The sequence below is a fragment of the Nocardia pseudovaccinii NBRC 100343 genome, assembly GCF_001613225.1.
Taxonomy (GTDB): domain Bacteria; phylum Actinomycetota; class Actinomycetes; order Mycobacteriales; family Mycobacteriaceae; genus Nocardia; species Nocardia pseudovaccinii.
In genome coordinates, this window is record NZ_BDBY01000190.1 from 11722 (window position 1) to 33999 (window position 22278).

The 22278-nt window shown below is 65.2% G+C and carries 16 protein-coding genes and 1 pseudogene; 16 read left to right on the forward strand and 1 reads right to left on the reverse strand.

Features of this window, described 5'->3' with window-relative positions:
- The first annotated feature begins 160 nt into the window (after positions 1-160).
- From NP3_RS24135 to NP3_RS24210, 14 genes and pseudogenes are all read left to right on the forward strand, one after another.
- Complete coding sequence (locus NP3_RS24135; RefSeq protein ID WP_063043902.1) at positions 161-1150, forward strand: zinc-binding dehydrogenase; 990 nt, start codon at positions 161-163, stop codon at positions 1148-1150.
- Positions 1147-2085, forward strand: a complete 939-nt coding sequence (locus tag NP3_RS24140) for a 3-carboxyethylcatechol 2,3-dioxygenase (RefSeq protein WP_063043878.1) — start codon at positions 1147-1149, stop codon at positions 2083-2085. Before NP3_RS24135 ends, NP3_RS24140 begins: the two co-directional genes overlap by 4 nt.
- Positions 2082-2870 (forward strand): alpha/beta fold hydrolase, encoded by a 789-nt coding sequence (locus NP3_RS24145; RefSeq protein WP_063043879.1) that lies wholly within the window; start codon positions 2082-2084, stop codon positions 2868-2870. Before NP3_RS24140 ends, NP3_RS24145 begins: the two co-directional genes overlap by 4 nt.
- Before the next feature lie 7 nt (positions 2871-2877).
- Positions 2878-3687, forward strand: a complete 810-nt coding sequence (locus tag NP3_RS24150) for a 2-keto-4-pentenoate hydratase (protein WP_063043880.1) — start codon at positions 2878-2880, stop codon at positions 3685-3687.
- Entirely contained in the window at positions 3687-4661 is a 975-nt protein-coding gene (locus tag NP3_RS24155; protein WP_063043881.1) for an acetaldehyde dehydrogenase (acetylating), read from the forward strand. The genes NP3_RS24150 and NP3_RS24155 overlap by 1 nt, the downstream gene beginning before the upstream one ends.
- The gene (dmpG, locus tag NP3_RS24160; RefSeq protein WP_063043882.1) at positions 4658-5686 is read left to right on the forward strand and encodes a 4-hydroxy-2-oxovalerate aldolase; all 1029 of its coding nucleotides are present in this window, start codon (positions 4658-4660) and stop codon (positions 5684-5686) included. The genes NP3_RS24155 and dmpG overlap by 4 nt, the downstream gene beginning before the upstream one ends.
- A 31-nt stretch (positions 5687-5717) precedes the next feature.
- Positions 5718-7144, forward strand: a pseudogene (locus tag NP3_RS24170) (amidase).
- 2 nt (positions 7145-7146) lie between these two features.
- Entirely contained in the window at positions 7147-7269 is a 123-nt protein-coding gene (locus NP3_RS51180) for a hypothetical protein (protein WP_281197490.1), read from the forward strand.
- Positions 7270-7474: 205 nt separating this feature from the next.
- Positions 7475-11866 carry an nSTAND1 domain-containing NTPase gene (locus NP3_RS24175; RefSeq protein WP_169814569.1) on the forward strand — a complete coding sequence of 1464 codons (4392 nt, stop codon included), beginning with the start codon at positions 7475-7477 and terminating at the stop codon, positions 11864-11866.
- Between the two features lie 800 nt (positions 11867-12666).
- Complete coding sequence (locus NP3_RS24190; RefSeq protein WP_063043888.1) at positions 12667-14364, forward strand: phospholipase D-like domain-containing protein; 1698 nt, start codon at positions 12667-12669, stop codon at positions 14362-14364.
- A 576-nt stretch (positions 14365-14940) separates the two neighbouring features.
- A complete protein-coding gene (locus tag NP3_RS49725) occupies positions 14941-15792 on the forward strand; it encodes a hypothetical protein (RefSeq protein ID WP_176582818.1) in 852 nt (283 codons plus the stop codon).
- A complete protein-coding gene (locus tag NP3_RS24200) occupies positions 15789-16424 on the forward strand; it encodes a hypothetical protein (RefSeq protein ID WP_063043890.1) in 636 nt (211 codons plus the stop codon). Before NP3_RS49725 ends, NP3_RS24200 begins: the two co-directional genes overlap by 4 nt.
- Before the next feature lie 148 nt (positions 16425-16572).
- Complete coding sequence (locus NP3_RS24205) at positions 16573-16755, forward strand: hypothetical protein (RefSeq protein ID WP_063043891.1); 183 nt, start codon at positions 16573-16575, stop codon at positions 16753-16755.
- A gap of 913 nt (positions 16756-17668) precedes the next feature.
- Positions 17669-18397 (forward strand): hypothetical protein, encoded by a 729-nt coding sequence (locus NP3_RS24210; protein ID WP_157124515.1) that lies wholly within the window; start codon positions 17669-17671, stop codon positions 18395-18397.
- An 88-nt stretch (positions 18398-18485) separates the two neighbouring features.
- Here NP3_RS24210 and NP3_RS24215 read toward each other — a convergent pair whose 3' ends face one another.
- Positions 18486-19223, reverse strand: coding sequence for an SDR family oxidoreductase (locus NP3_RS24215; RefSeq protein WP_063043893.1), 738 nt, complete (start codon positions 19221-19223; stop codon positions 18486-18488).
- Between the two features lie 105 nt (positions 19224-19328).
- On the opposite strand from NP3_RS24215, the gene NP3_RS24220 reads away from it, so the two are divergent.
- Positions 19329-20174, forward strand: coding sequence for a LysR family transcriptional regulator (locus NP3_RS24220; RefSeq protein WP_063043894.1), 846 nt, complete (start codon positions 19329-19331; stop codon positions 20172-20174).
- A gap of 660 nt (positions 20175-20834) precedes the next feature.
- The gene (locus NP3_RS24225; protein WP_063043895.1) at positions 20835-21656 is read left to right on the forward strand and encodes a hypothetical protein; all 822 of its coding nucleotides are present in this window, start codon (positions 20835-20837) and stop codon (positions 21654-21656) included.
- The last annotated feature ends 622 nt before the right edge of the window (positions 21657-22278 follow it).

The following is a 22278-nucleotide window of genomic DNA, read 5'->3' on the forward strand; positions in this document are numbered from 1 at the left end:
GCACCACACGGAGTGGAGCACGCGGCTTCACGGCCGGTGGCGGATTCGATGGAGGTCATGCCACCAGGGAACCGGTCCACCGGCAGTGGTATCCACCGAACGTGCCGTACAACGGCACGCGGGCTGGTGGCAGGTCGCGGACCCACGCGACTGTGAGGACATGCTTGCTGCACAGGCCGTCTCACAGAGCGCCGCCGACCCACTATCGGGTCTGGTGCTGCACGATATTCCCCTCCCACAGCCACGCCCCGGATGGTCGCGGGTACGGGTGGTGGCCTCATCGCTGAATATGCACGACTTGTGGACCTTGCGTGGCGTCGGACATCCGGCCGAACAGCTGCCGATCGTGCTCGGCTGCGACGCCGCAGGCTACGACGAACATGGAAACGCTGTGATCGTGCACCCAGTGATCGCCGATCCCGATGCCGGTGGTGGCGACGAAACCCTGGATCCGAACCGTGCGTTGATGTCGGAAAAATACGACGGCACCTTCGCGGAATATCTGTGCGTCCCGACCCGAAATCTGGTGCCCAAACCGGGCTGGCTGTCCTTCGACGAGGCTGCCTGCCTGCCGGTCGCCTGGACCACCGCCTACCGAATGTTGTTCACCCAAGCCGGAGTACGCGCCGGTGACCGGGTGCTCGTGCAGGGTGCGGGCGGTGGCGTCGCATCGGCCGCGATCACCCTCGCGGCAGCGGCCGGTGCGGTCGTATACGCGACCAGTCGTAGCGAGGACAAGCGCGCCCAAGCGCTCACCTGGGGTGCTCGCGCCGCACTGCCCACCGGTGCTCGGCTGCCCGAACGCGTCGATGTCGTGATCGAAACCGTAGGCGAAGCCACCTGGTCGCATTCGCTGAAATCGCTGCGCCCGGGCGGCACCGTCGTCGTGGCCGGTGCCACCAGCGGAATGAATCCGCCAGCCGATCTCGGGCGGGTCTTCTATATGCAGCAACGCATCCTGGGCTCTACCGGATGCACCCGCGCCGAACTCGTCGCGATGCTACGCATGATGGAAGCAACCGGCGTGCGTCCGGTCATCGATAGAGTTTTGCCGCTCAACGATATTCACAAAGCATTCCAGCTCATGATCGACGGTGCGCTCACCGGCAAACTCGTCATCAATCCACCGAACACTGAGGAACGCTCGTGACCGCAGCAGCCGTTGGTCTGTCCCATTCACCCTTGATCGGCAAGAACGATCCCGAACCGGATGTGCTGGCGCGTGTCGATCAGGCAGTCGAGACCGCACGAGAATTCATCCGTGATTTCGACCCCGAACTGGTGGTGCTGTACGCGCCGGATCACTACAACGGCTTCTTCTATAAGGAAATGCCGCCGTTCTGCCTGGCCACCGAGGCACATGCGGTAGGTGACTTCGGCACCACCGCGGGGCAGCTGTCAGTCGACTCGGGTGCTGCGACGCTGCTCGCACGGGGTGTGCTCGACCGCGGTGTCGATCTCACCATCTCCTCGCGAATGCTGGTCGACCACGGCTTCGCGCAGCCGCTCGAGGTGCTCTTCGGTGGTATCGATCGGGTACCGGTGGTTCCGGTGTTCGTCAATGGTGTCGCCACCCCGCTCGGGCCGGTGAGTCGGATCCGGGCGCTGGGTACCGCGGTCGGACAAGCCGTCGGCGAATTGGGCCGCCGGGTGCTGTATTTGGCCTCGGGTGGTCTGTCGCATGACCCGCCGGTCCCGGTGCTGCAGGGCGCACCACCCCGGGTAGCCGAAGCGCTGATCGAAGGACATCCACCCACACCTGAGCAGCGCGCCAGAGGGGAGGCGCGGGTCGTGCAGGCCGGACGAGACTACGTCGCTGGATCGAGCACGATGGTTCCGATCAATCCCAGCTGGGACAACAGCCTGCTCGATCTCCTCGCGAAGGGTGAACTCGCACAATTCGATTCGTGGACCGCCGAAGACATGACCCGGGAAGGTGGTGGCTCAGCCCACGAGGTGCGGACCTGGATCGCCGCATATGCTTCGCTGGCCGCGGGTGGCGGCTACGAGATGAATTACCGGTACTACGAAGCGATTCCGGCCTGGATCGCCGGATTCTCTGTCACGACAGCGCGACGCCGATGAGGTATCCGTACTATACCGACAACAGCCTGGTCGGCGCTCCAGTGGTGGTGTTCATCGGTTCACTCGGCACGACGCTGTCGATGTGGGATCCGCAGTTGTGGGCCTTCGCCCCTGCTTACCGGACCATCGCCGTCGATCTGCCGGGCCACGGCGGCACCCCGGTCCCCGAGCAAGAGTGCACAGTGTCGGGGTTTGCCGCCGCGGTGGTGCGGCTGCTGGATGCCCTCGGTGTGGACGAATTCGCTGTGGTCGGCCTGAGTTTCGGTGGTGCGGTCACGCAGGTGCTCGCCACGACCTACGCCGATCGGGTCACCTCGGTCGTGATCGCCTGTGCGGCACCGAGATACGACTCCGATTTCTGGCAGGCCCGCTCCCGGGTCGTTCGGACGCATGGGTTGTCGGAGATCGTGCGACTCACCGCGGCGCGTCGCTTCGCACCCGGGTTCGCCGAGCGGGAACCCGACACCTACGCCACGTCGCTGCTGATGTTGTCGACGATGAGCCCGGACGGGTATGCCGCCTGCTGTGACGCCCTGGCCACTCACGATGCCGAGTCATTGCTACTCAACATCACCGCGCCGACACTCATCCTCGCCGGCGAACAGGACCAGGTCACACCGCCGTCACTGGCGCGGGAGATGGCACTGGCCATTCCAGGCTCGACGTTCCGGTCGATTGCCGAATGCGGGCATCTGGCGAACGTGGAGAAACCCGGGCCGTTCAACATGTTGGTCGGCGAACATCTCACGAACCACCTTCGTCCACAAAGACTCTCGAGGACGTGAAACCACCATGAGCACAACCGAAATCGACGCGAACATCGTCACGCAGGCCGCCGACCTCATCACCGGCGCGTTCCGCACCCAGCAGCCGATCGGACCGGTTCGCGACCTGCTCGGCGTCGGTGACGTCGCGCGCGCCTACGCTGTACAGGAAGAGCTCACCCGACGCCGTCTCGCGGTCGGTGCGGTGATCGTCGGCCGCAAGATCGGCCTCACCTCACCCGCTGTGCAACAGCAGCTCGGGGTGGACCAGCCCGACTTCGGGGTGTTGTTCGCCGATATGGACTGCTCCGGCGCAGCCCAGGTTCCGTCTCGGCGGCTGCTGCAGCCCAAGGCGGAGGCCGAGGTCGCCTTCATCTTGAAGGACGACCTCGCCGACGGTGACCTCGACGACGACCAAATCCGGGCAGCGATCGACTACGCCGTCGCCGCACTCGAAATCGTCGACTCCCGAATCGCAAACTGGGACATCACCATCACCGACACGGTCGCCGACAACGCCTCCAGCGGACTGTTCGTCCTAGCCGACCAGCGGCTCACCCTCGACGACTTCTGTCCACGCGAGGTCGTGATGCGCATGTACGCCGACGACGAGCTGGTCTCGGAAGGTACCGGCGCCGCGTGCCTCGGCGATCCCCTCAACGCCGTGGCATGGCTGGCCCGCACCGCCCGCGACTACGGGGAACCGCTGCGCGCGGGACAGATCATCTTGTCCGGTGCGCTCGGGCCGATGGTCCCGACACCGCCGGGCACCCGCATCCGCGCCGAGATCGGGCCGCTCGGTTCGGTTTCGGCCACATTCTCCCCGAAGGAGGGGTGATGAGCTCCAGCAAGACCAAGGTCGCCATCATCGGGTCCGGCAATATCGGCACCGACCTGCTGATCAAGGTACTGCGCCTGTCCGGCACCCTGGAAGTGGGCGCGATGGTCGGCATCGACCCGGACTCCGACGGACTCGCGCGCGCCAAGCGGTTGAAGGTGCCCACCACCCACGAGGGCGTCGACGGACTGATCGCGCTGCCGAACTTCGACGACATCGACATCGTTTTCGACGCCACCTCGGCCAAGGCGCATATCGCGAACGCGAAAAAGCTCGCGCCCTACGGCAAGACGCTGATCGACCTGACCCCGGCTGCCATCGGGCCGTTCGTGGTGCCGCCGGTCAACCTGGACGAGCACCTGGATGCGGGCGTGGACAACCTGAACATGGTGACCTGCGGTGGGCAGGCGACCATTCCGATGGTCGCCGCTGTCTCCGCGGTGACGCCGGTGTACTACGCGGAGATCGTGGCCTCGATCGCCTCGAAGTCGGCGGGGCCCGGCACGCGTGCGAATATCGATGAGTTCACCGAAACCACCTCGCACGCCATCGAATCGGTCGGTCGCGCCGCGCGTGGCAAGGCGATCATCATCCTCAACCCCGCTGATCCGCCGCTGATCATGCGCGACACCGTTTTCTGCCTCATCGGTGACGCCGACCACGCCGCCATCCGCGCTTCGGTCGCGGAAATGGCCGAGCGGGTCGCGCAGTACGTCCCCGGCTACCGGCTCAAGCAGCAGGTCCAATTCACACCGATCGACTCCGATGAGCCGATACACACCCTCGTACCGGACGGTGCGGGGCCGGTGATCACCCGTGTGTCGGTGTTCCTCGAAGTCGAAGGCGCTGCCCACTACCTGCCCGCCTATGCCGGAAATCTCGACATCATGACCTCGGCCGCGATGCGCGTCGCGGAATCGATCGCTCAGCGCAAAACCCTTGCCACCCAGACTGTTTCGGAGGCGCTGCGATGACCCGCCAGCTTTACATCCAAGACGTCACCCTCCGCGACGGAATGCACGCCATCCGCCATCGCATCGACCCGGTCGAGGTCGGCCGCATCGTCGCAGCGCTCGACGCGGCCGGTGTCGATGCCATCGAGGTCGCACACGGCGACGGCTTGGCCGGTGGCTCGGTGAACTACGGTCCCGGTAGCCACACCGACTGGGAATGGCTCGAGGCCGCGGCGATGAATATCCACAGCGCCGTGCTGACCACACTACTTCTACCCGGCATCGGCACCATCGCCGAACTCGAACGTGCCCACGATCTGGGCGTCCACTCGGTCCGCATCGCCACCCACTGCACCGAGGCCGACATCTCCGCCCAGCACATCGCCAAAGCCCGCGAACTCGGCATGGACGTCTCCGGATTCCTGATGATGAGCCACATGGCCGACGCACCGGAACTGGCCGCACAAGCCAAACTCATGGAATCCTATGGCGCGCACTGTGTTTACGTCACCGATTCCGGCGGACGCCTGACCATGGACGGAGTCCGGGAACGTATCCGCGCGTATCGCGATGTGCTCGATCCCGGTACCGAGATCGGCATTCACGCGCACGAAAACCTGTCGCTGTCGGTCGCCAACAGTGTCGTCGCGGTGGAGGAGGGCGTCACCCGCGTCGACGCCTCGCTCGCAGGGCAGGGCGCCGGTGCCGGTAACTGCCCGATCGAACCATTCATTGCCGTCGCCAACCTTAACGGCTGGAAGCACAGTTGCGACCTGTTCGCACTCCAGGACGCGGCCGACGACCTGGTACGCCCGCTACGTGACCGCCCGGTCCAGGTCGATCGCGAAACCCTCACCCTCGGCTATGCCGGTGTCTACTCCTCCTTTCTGCGTCACGCCGAAATCGCGGCCGAACGCTACGGCGTCGATGCCCGCACCCTGCTGCTCGAGGTCGGCCGCCGCCGCTTGGTCGGCGGGCAGGAGGACATGATCGTCGACATCGCTTTGGACCTCGTCGGTGATGAGGCCCCTGTGCCCGCAGGCTGATTCCCTGCCCTCCGAACGATGGGGAACGACAATGAGCGATGAGCTGTTGCGCTGGTCCGCAGAGCGAACTGCTCGTGCGATCAGAACCGGCGAGGTCTCGGCTCTCGAGGTGGTGAACGCGGCAATTGCCAGGCTCGAGGCAACCAACGGTGTTTCGAACGCCTCTGGCGAGCAGTGGAACGACGCAGTCGATCGAGCCAAGGACGCCGACGCCGCGATCGCGCGAGGGGACAAGGTCGGCCCACTGCATGGTGTGCCGACCGCGATCAAGCTCAACACTGATATCGCTGGGCTGCCGACGCCGGACGGTGTCGAAGAGTACCGGCGCTATCCCGCAGCCGAGACAGCGCCAGTCGTTACGAACTACCTTGCGGCAGGCGTGATTCCGATCGGGCGTACCAACTGTCCGCCGTTCTCGACTATGTGGTCCACGGGCAGTGAGCCGTTCGGTATCACGCGCAATCCGTGGACCCGACGGTGACCCCGGGAGGCTCGAGTGGCGGAGCGGCGGTCGCGCTGGCGACGGGTGTCGTGAGTGTCGCGCAGGGCAACGACATCGCCGGGTCGATCCGCTACCCGTCGGCCGTGTGCGGTGTGGTCGGCCTGCGGCCCACCGTCGGTCGTGTCCCGCTGTGGCAGGCCGCACCGGGGCGAGGTGTACCGCTGAGCCTCCAGCAGTTCGGTGTGGAAGGTCCGCTGGGGCGCACGATCGGTGATGTCCGCCTCGGCCTGCAGGCTATGGAAGGCGTAGATCCACGCGATCCGATGGTGGTGCCCGTCGGCCATCTGCTGCCACCCGCGGGCGGGCCGACCCGGGTGGGGCTGATCGTCGATCCCGGTGACCATCCGCTTGCCCGAACTGGACGACCGGAGACCAGTGAAGTCGTGCGAACCGCTGGCGCCTGGCTCGCCGAGGCCGGATACGAAGTGGAGCTTCCCGGGTTGGGTGAAGCCGCCACGCTGTGGTGGAAGATCGCGTTGACGGAGTTCCAGGTAGCCGGACTGGTCGCGGAGGTCCACCGGGTCGGTGATGCGGGAATCCGTACCTGGTACGACCTGATGTACAGCGTGTATGGAGAAGTCTTCGGGGAGGTCACATTCGCTGGTTTCGTCGAGGCCCAGAACCGGCGGTCGCTGGTGCGCCGACAGGTGTCCGAGTTCATGGACCGCTATCCGATCCTTCTGGTTCCCGCCTCGGGCGAGCCGGCCTTCCCGCTCGCGGAAGAGCTCGAGTCGGCTTCCCGTGTCCGAGAACTGATCAGCAACCAGTGGCCGAACACCGCAGTCCCGGTTCTCGGTTTGCCCGGCTTGGGACTGCCCGTGCAGTCCACGGGCGGAGCGCCATTGGGTGTCCAGCTCATCGGGCGAGCCTTCCAAGAGGAAGCGTTGCTGCGTGCCGGCGAGATCATCGAGGGCCGGTCGCAGATTTCGGTACCCATCGACCCGCTACCGCTGTGACGATGGACCACTTCGACCAGCGGCGGATCCAGGTCGGTGTGCGCATCGGTGGCGACGGCCTGCCGCTGTTGCTGCTGCATGGCTATCCGCAGACGTACCGAATGTGGCATCGGGTCACTCCCTGAACTCGAAGCCATATTCAGCGTTGGGGCTGCCAGCCCTGATGACGGGTTTCGGAAGACGAGTATGCGACTACGCGTTCACTGAGTCGGTGTGGCGGCTGAAATGGGAGTTACTACCGCACCGAGTTCCTTCGTTTCGCAGGGAGGGAGGCATCATGGTCCTACCGATGGTGCGTCGGAAGTCAGACGCAACCGCAGGGTTGACGATGTGGCTCGTGGGCTCATCGCGGCTGAACGTTGCGCTGTTCGTGAGCTGTGTGACCAGATGTCGCGCGTCTTCCTGAGTCACTCGAGCCGGGACAATCGTCACGCGATCGCATTGAAGCGCTGGCTCGAGCAGGCTGAGCCGGGGTTGGATGGCGAGATCTACCTCGATCTGGATCCCGAGACCGGTATCCGTACCGGGATGCGTTGGACGGAAGCGCTTTGGCAGGTGAACGCGCGCTGCGAGGCGGTGATTTGCCTGCTGTCGAGCAGTTGGGCGACCTCTGCGGAGTGCCGTGCCGAGTACCGTCAGGCCGAGGGCATGCATAAACCGATCTTTTGTGCACGGATCGAACCATTTGCCGAAAAGGACGTGACCCGCGCGTGGCAGAGCTGCGACCTTTTCGGGGACGGCCCTGCCATAGAGGTCGTCGTCGACGATGACGAGCGCCCGGTGCGGCTGCAGGTCGACGGGTTGCATCGGCTTCTGGCGGGGTTGCGGGTGGTGGGGATCGGCGCCGACAGTTTCGCGTGGCCGCCGGCCCGAGACCCGGATCGCTCGCCGTATCGGGGTTGGCTGCCGCTCGAATCAGTCGATGCCGCAGTCTATTTCGGACGGGACGCGCAGATCGTGTGGGCGCTGGACGAACTTCGCGAGATGCATGTCGCGGGCCGGGAGCGAATGTTCGTTATCCTCGGGCCGTCGGGGGTCGGGAAGTCGTCGTTTCTGCGTGCCGGCCTGGTGCCCCGGCTGCGCCGCGACGACCGACGGTTTTTGACGATGACTGTGGTGCGCCCGCAACGTCACACACTTACTGGTGAGACCGGTCTGGCTCGTTCGATCCATGACCTCCGCAAGGAGGTCGGTTTGATCGAGCCGAGCCTGGGGGAGATCAAGAACGCGATCTCCGACGACGGCACTGTGCGGGCCTGGCTGACCGAGTCGGCTATGGCCGCGCGCAACCGGTGTCTAGATGCGCCCGTGTCCGCGACGCAGCCGACACTGGTTTTGCCGGTCGACCAGGCCGAGGAGTTGTTCGGTGTCGACGCGGGGGAAGAAGGGCCCGCGTTTCTGAAGCTGCTCGGCAGGCTGTTGAGCGACGTCGATTCGACCGGGCTCGACATGATCGTGGTCGCAACGATTCGCTCGGATCGGTATGAGCCGCTGCAGACCGCGCCGCAGTTGTCGGCTGTGCAGAGTCGCCTGTTCGACCGGTTGCGGGCGATGCCGCAGGCTCAGTTCAGCGAGGTCATTTGCGGGCCCGCCCGACGGGCCTCGGAGTCGGGATCCAGGTTCGACCTTGCTCCGGAGCTCGTGGACCGACTCGCCCAGGACGCGTCCGGCGGTGCCGACACGTTGCCGCTATTGGCGTTGACCCTGTCGCGGCTATATGAAGACTTTGCCGGTAGCGAGCATGCCATCGGTGTCGACCGCTATAAGACGATGGGCGGCATGCGCCGAGTGGTGCAGAACGAAATCGACAACCTGCTGTCGGCAGATCCGGCAGAGCGCTCCGAACAGCTTGATCGATTGCATGACGCCTTCATCCCCTGGCTGGCAACGATGAATTCGGATACCGATCAACCGATGCGCCGTATCGCGCGCTGGGCTGACCTGCCTGAGCACAGCCACGCGTTGTTGAACGCTTTCGTCGCTCGGCGGCTGCTGGTCAAGGGAGAGCGCGACGGCCAGATCGTCGTCGAGGTGGCTTTGGAGAGTCTGCTGCATCAGTGGGACGAGCTGGCGCAGTGGTTACGGGCCGAAGGGGCGGATCTGCGCGATGCCGACGCGCTCGAGCGAGCTGTCATCGGGTGGGAGCGAAGCGGCCGCCACGACGACTGGCTGATCGACGGTGCACGGCTGGCCGGGGCCGAAACATTGAGTGCGCGACGGGGATTCGGGGCACGCCTCAACCCGGCTGGTGAGTTCGTGCTCGCGTCGCGGCGGCGAGTCAATGAAAAACTGGAGAACGAGAAGGCCGCGGCCGAAGCTCACGCGCGCTCGCTGCGGCGGCGCTCGCAAATGCTAGCGGCGCTGCTTCTAGTGATTGTCGTCGTGGCGGTCTATGCCGTCACCAACCTGCAGCGCGCCCGATCTGCGGAGCGGGGGGCCCAGCAGCAAGCCCAGCAGGCGGTCGCGGCAAAGCTCGTAGAACAGGCGCGGGCGATGCTCGGTGGTGCACGATTGGGCGGTGATCGGCGCGCGATCCAGCAGATGCTCGCCGCCGAGGCGCTGATGCCGGGTTCGGATCCGGCTGCCCTGCTCAACACTCTGATCGACAAACGACGAGTAGTGAAGCTCATCGAGACGTCATCGGACGTGCACCACATGGCGGTCTGTGCCGACGGCCACCACGTCGACCACGTCGTCTCGGCCGGGGACCACCTGATCCGCCGGTGGGACCTCGACTCCGGCGACCCTATGGGGAAGCCGCTGGCCGGAAATACCGGAAATGTTGGCGCCGTCGCTTGCAGCAGCGATGGGCGCTGGATCGCCTCCACCGGAATGAACGATAAGACCGTACGGATCTGGGACGCGCGAACTGAGTCGACCGTGCATGTGCTGACCGGGCATGACGGCTTCGTGACCTTCTTCGCGTTCAGCCCCGACGGTTCCACGCTTGCCACGGCGAGCAGGGACGGCACGGTCCTGTTGTGGGATGTGACGACCGGAAAACAAAAAGGGGAACCGATCCACGGACATCTCGACGTGGTGTCCGTAGTCGCATTCAGCCCGGACGGCGCCCGGCTGGCCTCCGCCGGACGTGACGGCACGGTACGGCTATGGGATGTCCGCACTCACCGACCGGCCGACCCACCTCTGCCCGCCCACGTGGGATCCGTCACGGATATGGCGTTCAGCCGCGACGGGCAGCGTATTGCCTCGGTGAGTTATTTGGTCGAGCCGGACCGGGCGGGTTCGATGGAGTCCAGTGCGGGGAGCCGAAACTCGTTCATCGCCTCGCAACTGCGCGTCACCGACGCCCACACGGGCCGCCCGGTTGTTGACGGGCTGACCGAATCCGGTTACGCAGCCCTCACCGTCGCGTTCAGCCCCGACGGCCGACACCTTGCGGTCGGAGCCGACGATACCGAAATCCACGTGCGCGACGCCGACACCGGCGCGGCGGCCGGGCCACCCTTGAGCGGTCATACCCATCCGGTCACCGTCGTCGCCTACAGCTCCGACGGCACCCGGATCATCAGTAGCGGCGGCAACACAATCCACGTGTGGGCAGCCGAATCCGATCAACCGATCGGAACACGACTGCCAGGCCTCGCGTTCACTGGGTTCCTGCCTGCGGCAGCCAGTCCCGACGGGCGCACCGTCGCGACACGCAACGCAGATAATGAATCCGACATCGCACTGTGGCGGACCGACACCGGTGAGCTCATCCGCACGATTTCGACAGGCCACCTCGGACCGGTCTCCGCCCTGGCATGGCGGCCGGATGGGCAGGCCATCGCATCCGCAGGCGGTATCGACAATGCGGTCCGGATCTGGGATGCGCAGACAGGTGAGCCCCACGGCCCGGCTCTGACCGGCCCGGCCAAGACCATCGCAGGTCTGTCCTTCAGCCCGGACGGGCGTCGCCTCGCTTCCCGCGGCCTCGACTCCCCGTGGCTGTGGAATATCGCAGCGAATCCGCCCCGGGGCACGGTGCTGCGCGGCGATGAAGACTTCGTGGACAGCGTGGGATTCAGTGCCGACGGACACCGGCTGATCACCGTGGCGCCGACCCATAGTGCCTCCGATGACTACGACGCGGTGTTGGAGACGGGCAATGTCTTCGACGCACCCGACATGACGCCCTCCGCGGTCCGGGTATGGGACACCGACACCGGCGCGCCTGCCGGTCCACCCGTGACCGGTCGGGGCGGCCGTATGTTGGACCTCGTGGAACGCGACGACGAAGTGCCGATCTCGGCCGCCGCGATCAGCCCGGACGGCGAACGTATTCTGGTCGGCACAAATAAAGGGCTGCGCTTGCACGATGCCGCCACCGGAAAGCTCGTCGGCGAACCATGGATCGATGACACCGCAAGCCATAGATCTGTCAGTGGCGTCGCGTTCAGCCCCGACGGCACCTACGTCGTTTCCGCGAACGCACGTACGTCGGAACTACAGCTGTGGGAAGTCCAGACCGGCCGACCGGCGGGCAATCCGATGATCGGCCACACACGTGGCGTGCTCGGTCTGGCTTTCACCGCCGACGGCAGCCACATCGTTTCCCAAGGACCGGACGGCTGGATTTTGTGGCCGGGCCCCAGCAAATGGCGCGACGAACTGTGCGGCAAACTCACCAACAATATGACCCGAGCCGAATGGGACGAGTGGGTGTCGCCGACCATCGAGTACCGAGCCCCCTGCCCTTTGCTGGACGTGCCAGAGTGATCCACGGCAACAGTGCGACCCGCCAGTGGCCGACTCGAAAGGGCGATTCGGACGCCATCGACTGCCTCCTGGCTAGCGATGTTGACGATAGCCTGGCGACTACGCGCAATTGGGGCTGCACAGGACTCGACTACGGCGGTCCTTCGGCCGTCGTGAGTGTCAGCGGCCAATTCGCTGGCCGCTGACATGTGAGGTCGCAAGTGAGGATTGGCGATGGCTAAGAATGTGCGGCTGGGCATCATCCGGGCCCGCCATGACACCAACGTCGCGTTCATTCCCGACCCGGCGTGCATCGCGATGCTGATGACCGGCGTTCTCCATGGGACCGCATCTATCACGGGCCAACCTGCACCTGAAGATGCCCGGGGCGCTTGCCGGTCGGGCCGTGGAGCATCCCTTCCCGCAAGCCGGTGCCGCGGTGAGCTCCCGGCTGGTGCCGACTTCGGCATCCACCGGTAGATGTGTGCTGTCCTGCATCCGCCGGGGGAGCCGCCCACTGGGGTGGGCCGCGTCTATGTGGAGTACGCATCGCCAAGGGCTGGGACGCTGGCATGGATCCACTGGGGCCGGATCTGTCACGGGAAGCGGTCGTGGTGCATTCGGTAGTGGATCAGCCGAATGCTGGTCCGCTTGCTCAGCCGTCGCGGCGGAAGTCGCTCGAGTGTCCCGCCCGGCAAATTCGAGTGTCGGGTTACTCGCGACACCGAGCGGCGGCGCCGGCGACGGTTGAGTGAGGACACGGCGGCGACGCGGTTCGCATCGGTGCCCAACGCAGGCCGCCCGAAGATAGGAGGGCCTCGATGAAGGTCAGCGTGTGCCACAACGGCGATGACGTTTTCATTTCCTGGAAACCGCCCGGGCCGATCGATGACTGCCGCGGTTTCGCGTTACGACGCCGACGCAACGGCGCCGACGAAGTCGTCAAGACGTGGGTCGGTTTCGCCGGTCAGAAGCACAAAGAGGGTGAGCGGCGTGACTCCACGCAGTGGCCGATTCAGCGCTTTCAGTGGACCGACTACATGGCCGATCCCGGTGACCGGGTGGCGTACCAGGTGGTGCCGATGGTCGGACCTGACAAGGACCACCTCTCGACGGCTGAGGACCTGGCCAGCGAGTGGACCGATGAATTCACTCTCGATCACCAGGTCTCACCGCACATCGATGCGTACTTCAACCGCGGAATCGTTGCCGCACAGTGGGTTTCACGGCGGCTGCACCTCACCGACGATGATCCTCGAACGAAGAGCGCGGCGACCAAGAAGCTGGAGACGGTCATCGATACCCCCGACGACCCTTTCCGGAACTACTTGACCGGCCCGCTGGGCGCTCGGCTTTTCGAGCTTCTCGCCGCGGCGGCCGACGACGGCCGCGGCGTTTTCGCCGCACTGTACGAGCTCGACGACGAACAACTCGAGTCCGCGCTGGAGAAGCTCGGTAAAAACTCCCATATCGTGCTCGCCAACGGCAGCGTGAAAAAGAAGGGGGAGGACCAGAACGCTGCGGCGCGGGAGCGGCTGAAGGACATCGTCGATCTGCACGATCGCATGGTGTCCCCACGGGCCCTGGGCCACAACAAGTTCCTCGTCATCTGCGATGAGAACAACCAGCCTCGCTGGACATGGACCGGTAGCCAGAACTGGACCAAGACCGGGCTGTGCACCCAGGCCAACAATTCGGTACTCATCGACGACCCCCGCTTTGCCGGGGAGTACCGCAAGCAATGGGACCGGCTCGAGGACGCCGAGGCGGTCACCCCTGACACACTCAAAAGGTCCAACAGCGAGCCCCGCAAGCGCACGATCGCACCGGCCGAGGTCACGCTGTGGTTTACCCCGACAATCGGCCAGGTCGACCTAGCCGAGGCCCGCGAAGCCATCGACAAGGCCGAACGAGCCATCCTGTTCTTGATGTTCAATCCCGGCCCGCGTGACACGCTGCTCAACCACATCATCGATGTCGCACGCAAGGCGCGGACAGCGCAACGTCTCTACATCAAGGGCGCCATCAACCAGGACCCGAGCGTGCAGAACGTCAAGGTGCCAGTCTTCGCCCAGGACAACGTCGTCAACGCCGATTTCGACGTGGTGCTGCCCGCCGCCATCGACAAACCGACCAGCTGGTTCGTCGAAGAGTTGAAGAAGCTGCCGACGGCCAGGGCGATGGTGCACAGCAAGGTGGTGCTGATCGATCCCTTCGGTGCCAGCCCCGTGGTGATGACCGGGTCGCACAACTTGGGCACCAAGGCCAGCGGCACCAACGACGAGAACTTCCTGATCGTCCGCGACGCCCCGGGGTTGGCCTCTGCCTACGCGACCAACATCATGGCCGTTTACAACCAGTACCGGTGGCGCTTCAACCGCATCAACAAGGTGTCGTCCACGAGCTGGGACGGCTTGAAAGACAACGAGTTCTGGCAGCCGTGGTTGTGGAGTGGCGAGAAATTCCAAGCCATCAAGGACGTCAAGCTACGTGAAATGGACTTCTGGGTCGGCGACTGAGGCTGGCCGAACGGCGCCGATCAATATCCGCTGATAGCCGTCCCGACCTTGCTACGGTTGGGCCGCCGGTTCGATCAGGTGGGGGCTGATGGCACAGGGTGCGATGTTGGCCAACGAACAACCGATGATCGGCGTCGCGATATGGGGGAGGGGATATGCCCAGACCGCGCCTGGGGAATCATCGTCACCTCGGCGAGTGCGTTTCCGGAAACCCGCACCGTGCGCCACGCGCCGTTGGGTCGCGAGTGAAGGCGATACGGCCGCACGCTCACCCGTGTGTGAGACCGTCACGTCATCGACCCTGCACGAAGAACTGCTGGCGCCCCTCCTGAGCCCGGCGTGGGATAATGCGATCACCGCCGCGGCCGATCTGGCATTGAGGTGGGACAATCCGACCGTCGTTGCGGATCGATTCGTGCGGGATGGGGACACAGGTAGCTAGTTACTCGTGCGCAATCACAAAGGTCGGGAACAGACTGGGCGCACGAAATCTTCCGGAAATCCGTACTGGGGATCGGGATGGACTGTGACGCACGAATGGCACTGCTCGCGGTAGCTGCGGCGGGAGTCCTCGGTGTGTCAACGCCGATCGCGGGAGCGGCGCCGACGACGGAAGCGCCGAATGCGACGGCGGAGTCGGCCGAACCGACGTGGCCGACCACGCCGACCACGCCGACCACCGAACCACCCTGCTGTACCGGTCCCACGACCTCCACAACCACAACCACGACCCCAACAACCACGACAACATCCACGACCAAGACCACAACCACGACTACGGCCGAACCACCGTTGCCCGAAGCGAGCCTCGATGCCGATCCATCGAATGCCGAACGCGGAGGGGAGGTCACCGTACGTGGCTCCAACTGGCCATGCGGCGAGGTGATCATCAGACCTCAGCGGTCGAAATCGGTCACCGTGGGGACGAGTCGACGTTCGTTCGCGAAATCGATCACCGTGCCACCGGATGCCGAATTCGGCTCCTTTTCGATCACCGCCACCTGTGACCGCTCGGAGCAGCTCACCCGGACGGTGACCATCCGGATCGCTCGCCCACCGACCGGCACCACCACGACCACGACGACGACATCCTCGGCGGGCGAATCCGGCTCCGGAGCCGGGGCACCACCGTCCGACTCACAGTTCGTCCAACCTCCGCCCACCCCACCGACCGGATCCCACCCGGCCGACCGCGTCGACGACGCTGTCGCGCTGGGCGCGCTCATGCTCGCGATAGCCGTGGCGACCTTCGTGCTGAACCGGCTCAGCAAGCGTGCGCACCACCCGGCCGAGCCACAGTTGCGGGTGCGCGTGGTCGAGGGCGCGGCCCCGACAATCCATGTCCACCGAACCGGTGCGACGCCGACTGTGCGGGTTCGATTGTTCGGCGGGAACCCACTGCTGCAGATCAGGGAGATACCACAATGACAGCTCCGCCGATCACCGCCGAATCCGTCCTCTTCCCGGCCGCCGCCCACGCCGCGAGAATGGACGATCTCGCCCGATGTCTGCACGAACGCGATGTGGAGCAGTTCGTGCTGCGTCGAGCACCGATCGTCACGGCCGTCCTGCGATCGACGGCGCTGCGCGAGGTCACCGCAGCGCTCGACCGGCTGCTCCAAGTCGATCTCGGCGGTCTGATGGTCGAGGGCTGGCGTCGCTACGACCGACTGCACGGAACGGCGGTCCGCACCCGTTCGGGCGGCACCGAACAGGTCGAACTTTTCGAACACGAGGTCACCCAGACCTACAGTCCGCACCTCGAGATCACCGTCGACGGCAATCCGGTCGGCGAACTGGACTTGGAACTGCGTATCGCGCTGCTACTTCGACCGCTGACCGCGACCGTCCGCGGTGGTCTGCTGGTCGCGTTGGGGCCCGGCGACTGCACCGCATCCGCGAGCGTCGCTGCCGCGCAGGTGGGCAATCTCCTTCGTCGCGAGTACAAGCTGCCCGTGGCGGCACTGGTGGACCTGCGGCGGCCGATCCCGCTGGTCCGCTGCGAGGTCGAGGACCCGACGGTCCAGATGAATCGCCTACCGGGTTCGCGGGCGGGGTGATTCTGCCCGCGGTGTCAGAGCGGTCCATCACCCCAAGCGCAGGGTGTTCGCAGTGGTAGACAGCGTCGTCGTCGTCAGTGGCAGGCCCGTATGGGGCAGGTGGTGACCTGCCGGGGTAGGGGAGTGGCTTCGGCATCCGCGGCCGATCGTGGCTCTGCTGGTTCACGGCACAGCGGGACGGGGGGCGGCGCGGATCGGCTTGCTCGTCAGCACGGTGAGGCTGGCCGGTCTGGAGTTCTGGGCACCCCGCCTCGGCGAGATCGCGCAGACGGGCACCGTGATCATCGTCATGGCGGCGGTCGGCGGTCTGGTTGCTGACGGACAACGTTGAGCGCCAAAGGTTTCCCTGGCTCCTGCTGAAACGCCACCCTCCGACGTCGTCCACCGCGTCCTTCATACCGCCGTCATCATCCTCGACGAGCCTGTTGACAGAGCAGCGATGACAGTCCATGTTTTGGAGTACATCCGTATTTGTGGGGTGCGGCTGAAGGTTCGGCGGTTGTGCTGGCGGGGCCGGGACCGATCCGAGGTGTCGATGACCTTCTCGCACTTGGGATGTCGACGACTTGCCGACGGGCTTGCAGAGTCGCTCCGCCGGAGGGGGCGCGCTTGCGGCCGTGGACAGCTGAGGGAGTGTCTGCATGAAGAGGAAGTCCGAGGACTCGGACCTCGACCAGGAGCGCCGAACCCGGCAGTCACCAGAATCCTTACCGGTCGATCGGGGCGCGTCCCAGGCTCGGAGGTGGCTCGAGTTGCAACGGACGGTCGGCAACCGAGCGACTGCCCGAGCAATCGGCGCGGCGCAGCCGAAGGGGCCGGTTGCCGTCCAGCGTCAACGACACGCCGGTCGGTCGCCGACCGCGGTCCCCGTAGCCGTAGGTCTTCTGACTGTCGACGGGGATGCCCCGGGTCTGTCACAGGGTACGAGGACGCTGTTCGCTGAGGAAGAGATTCGGTCGGCCGACGGCGGCGGGTTCGCGAATGTCGAGGATGCGCGAACGGCCGTAAGTGGTTCTTCGGTACGCACGATAGTTGCGATTGTGCGGAAGGGAGTTCGCTTCCACGCGTATGACACCCACGTGCCGTGTCCGCGCCCACGCGAGTACCCGGACATGGTGCGGGTGCGCTGCTCTCCGCTCGGGCGAACGGATTTCGACCCTGTGGGTTTCGTCAATGTCGATGTCACACCGGACCACAGCTCCGACGATCACCCCGAACAGGCCGGTTCGACGTGGTCTTCGGGGATGGACGCCGCCCGGCGGTTCGAAGACGCGGTCACCGGACCACTCGGGCTGTCGTTGGAGCAGGCGTCGCGCTGCCGCGTCGCCATCGAGACTGTTACCCGGGGCGAGATCGAACTGCGCGACGGAGTCGTTTTTCCCTTCTACACCGAACAAAAGCTCCGGATCGCAGTTGGCCATGATCTCGACCGATTGAACCGGGCGGACGTAGACGCCGAGTTCCCCGAATTCGGCGGTCGAGTCGTGCTGCACCCGCGCGTGCTGGATTACCCGCCTGATCGGCTTGGCGCACTGCTCTTCCACGAAGCGCTGCATGGCAGGGAGCATCGACCGTCGGCTGGTTTCGGGATCGGAACCGCGATCCAGACGACCTTCGAGGCTGAGTCGTACGCATTGCAGCACGTGCTGCTGGCACGCGGCGAGGCGAGCACGGCAACGCGCGAGCTGAGGTCGGTGTTCGCATCCGGTGGCGGCGAAATAGAGCCGGTGTTCCTGCGCCGGTTCCAGGATGAGTGGCGGCAGTGGTACTCCGTTCTCATGGTCCTCTACGGTGTTATCGACGGACGCGTGCCGCTCGACTCGGCCCCCCTCGTGGCAGGGCGGCCATTGGTCCCTCGAACCGCGCGTGAACTCGTCGTCGCTTTCGCCCGAGACTTCTCGCACGCGGCCTCGTTCGAGTCGATCCTCAACTGGCAGGGGAGACAGGCGCCCGAGTTCCGCTGTCCTTGGTGAGAGGCTGTACTTGCTGCTGAGATGGCCGCGACGCTGGCCTTCTGGCTGCGCCGGGGACCGCGTCTCCAGAAGGCCACCGGTGTGCCCGTCACCAGGGCACGGTTCCGGCGTCGTCGAAGAATCCGCCGGTCGGGCCGTCGTCGGGCAGGGTTGCGAGGCGAATCGCGATGGCCGCACCCTGTTGCGGTGTACGGACGCCGCGAAAACCGTTGAGGTCGGTGGCGGTGAAACCTGGGCAACCGCTGTTGATCAAGATATTGGTGTCGCTCAACTCTTTGACGTATTGGATCGTGACGGCGTTGAGAAACGTCTTCGATGCCATGTATGCGGTGATGGCGAAAGAACCGATCTCGGTACTGGGCAGACCGGGCGTGGTTTGCAGGGTGAGCGAGCCGACGCTGCTGGACATGTTGACGATTCGCGGTGAGGCCGAGGCGCGCAGCATCGGCAGCAGCGCGTCGGTCACCCGGATGACCCCGATCACGTTGGTTTCCACGACGATTCGCACGGTCGCGGGATCGACTGTGGTCGGTGTCTGCGGCATACCGCCGGTGATCGCGGCATTGTTGACCAGAACATCGAGCCCTCCGGCATGGTCGGCGATCAATTCGGCCGCCGCGGCCACACTTGCGTCGTCGGTCACGTCGAGCGGCACACCGAACGCATCGATTCCGGCCGCGCGCAGCTTCTCCACCGCGGTGTCGCGGCGTTGCCGATCACGCGCGCCCACACCGATTCGCCAGCCGAGCGCGCCCAGGCCAGCGGCGATCTCGTATCCGATTCCCTTGTTCGCGCCGGTCACCAGCGCGATCGTCTGTTCACTCACTCCGCCGATCCTGCTGCGGTTGCGGTGCGGCGTCCAAGACCGGTCGGGTGGGCGGCGATACCGCACGGGTATTGGTCGTGGTCAATCGCCGGATACCATGACCTGGTGGAGACGCGGGAGATGCGATACTTCGTCGCCGTCGCCGAGGAGTTGCACTTCGGGCGGGCGGCACAACGGCTCGCGATCGCGCAACCACCACTATCGCGAGCCATCCAGCAGCTCGAACGGCGGCTCGGAGTCGTTCTGCTGCACCGCACCACTCGCGCAATCACTTTGACCGAGGCCGGGTCGGTGCTGCTGCGGGAGGCCCGGCTCGCCCTCGAAGCGGTCGAAGCCGCCGAGTACCGCACCCGCCGCGCCGCCGCCGACCGGCCCGGTGTGGTGCTGGCCACCAAGGCAGGAGCGTCCAGAGAACTGTTGTCGAAGCTGCTGGACGCCTACACCGCCGATCCCTCCGCTGTCGCAGTCGAGGTGATGCTCTGCGGGCCCGGCGAACCGGAAAGCCTGCTACGCAACGGGCGCGCCGACGTTGCTCTGCTCCACCGGCCATACGACATGACGGCCGGATTCGACACCGAGGACCTGCACACCGAACAGCAGGTCCTGGTCCTGCCCGCGGGGCATCCCCTCGCCAACCGACCCCACATGTCGATGGCCGAGGTCAACGCCCTGACGGACCTGCCCCTGCCACGCTGGCCTCGACGGGATGGGAGCTATCCCGACGGCCCCGGCCCGCAGGTGCGCGACCATACTCAGTTGACCCAGCTGATCACCCTCGGACGGGCCTGCGCGCTCATGCCCGAGTCGGTCGGAGCCCAACTGCGCGACGATCACGCCATCGTGCCCGTGCCGGACGCACCGGCCGTCACGACCGTCATCGCCTGGCCACCACACAGCAGATCCAAAGCCGTCGCCGATTTCGTCCGTACGGCGATACACCTCAGCCGATAACCTCCGCAAATCAGCGTAAGTCGTTTTGTGTCAAGTGGTTCGGGTCGGTGCCCCGTGATCTGTCGTCGTCCCGGCATAGCGGTAATGGGGTTGGTGACGAGGTATACCTCGCCGTCGTCCTGTCGACTGACTTCGACTGCCGTTGAATCCTGCATTGCGTCGGCGTTCGCGGGTTCTTGGGTGAGTGCTGCGGTGATTTCGTGGAAGTTGGCTTTGACGTAGGCGGTTGCCTTGGGTAGTCCTGCGGCCGAGGCGAGTTGGGTCGAGCCCATGTCGTCGCCGTGAGCGAGCACCTCCCGCAGGGCGAATGTTCCCGCAGGCACGCCACGGCCCCCAGCAGCTGTCTTTCCATCGTCGCTTCGGTCACTGTCTGTCCTCCCGTGCGGATAACGCAACCAACCGAGTACGTGCGTCTTATCGCGCGTGGTCCGGCAAATGGAACGCCGGGTCCGCTCATCCGACCGATGACTACTGCGGGGTGCTGATCGGTTCCATCATTGGTCCATCGCATCGAACGGGCGCCGGGGTTCCTTATTACAGCGAGAAGTCTCCGGGTCCCGCCTCTCGTCCGCGTTGCGCCGACGTTTCCTGGCGCTGAGCGGGTGATCGGGCGGCGCGACGGCCGGGGGAAGTTTCGGTAACGAAATCGAGGGAGATCAGATGGTCGACAGTCTTTTCGCTGATGTGTCGTATTTTCAGGCGCCGGTGGACGATTCGTACCCGTACGGGATTCTGAGTTTCCGGTCGAATGACGGCACGTTCCGTGATCCGAACTTCGCGGCGAACTACGAATGGGCGTGCCGGGCAGTGGATTCGGGTCGTTTGGCGTGTTTCGTCGTGTACTTCTACTGGCGGCCGAACTGGCTCGACACGGTGTGTACCCACCAGGAGATGATCGAGCAGGCTGGCGGTCCGCATCCGCGGATGATCACGATGATCGATGTCGAATCCGGTGGCAATCCCGGTGGCGATCAGTCCGACGGAATCAACTGTGCCTACTGGAATGTCGCCGATTGGCTGGGGGACCGGCGGCGGGTGATCGGTTACGCCAACCACGGAGATTTCCACGGCATGTGGCCCGACCGTCCCGACGGGTTGCGGGTGATCGGCGCGGGTTACGGCCGCAACCCGAATTTGCCCGGTCAGATCGCCCATCAATACACCGACGGCCGGGGCTTCGGCGGTGGCCTGCCCGAGGGCTGCCCACCGTTCGGTGATTGCGACATGAATGCCGCCAATGGCATGTCGCCACAGGATTTCGCCGCGGCGTGCGGCGTGGGAATAGAGGAGGAATTCGTGTCCGCATTGAACGAGGCCGAACAGCGGGAACTGCTGGAAAAGACCCGCGACATCTGGATCCAGTTGCGTGGGCCGGACGGCAAGGGCTGGCCCCAGCTCGGCAAGGACGCGCACGGTGCCAACCGCACGCCTGTCGACGCACTTGCCGCGGTCGAGGAAGCGCTGGAACGCCCACGCAAGTAGTCGACGGCCTACCCGGTCACCCGCATCGCACGTGTGACGGTGTGGGTGGCCCGCCGACCTCGGTTCCGCCGAGACGACGCGACAGCTGAGTCTGGGGTGAGGATTCCGAGTTCGGGTGTACTGCGGGTTCATCCACTGACCCGACGTTTATTCGAGTATCGCGGTACTCGGGTGTCGCTGATGTCGGCTACCTACGCTGGCAGGGTCGATGGCTGCGAGCGATATCAGGGTCAATTCGCTCTGGATGCAGTGTGAAGGTTCGGCGTCCGTTCAGAAATTCGTTGTACGACAAAGGATTCGAGCCGGTTGGCTTATAGCGGGGGGAGGGCCGATGCCCGATTTGATCATTCGGCGGTTGATACCGGCCAAGCGGGTCGTTCCTATTGCGTGCCCGGCGGGATTGAGCGATCTGATCATCACCGCCTTCGATCTGAGCTTCGATCGCACGACTCAGCCGATCGTACCGCGCCTTGACGAGCGGATCCGCGACCGGACCCGGTGGGCGCCAGATCACACATGGCACTCCACGTCGGAAAAGCCCCGATACGAACGAGATCAGTATCGGCGGCACGCATTACCGAACACGGGTGCGCGGCCATGAAGTGCCGGTGAAAGCTCCGTG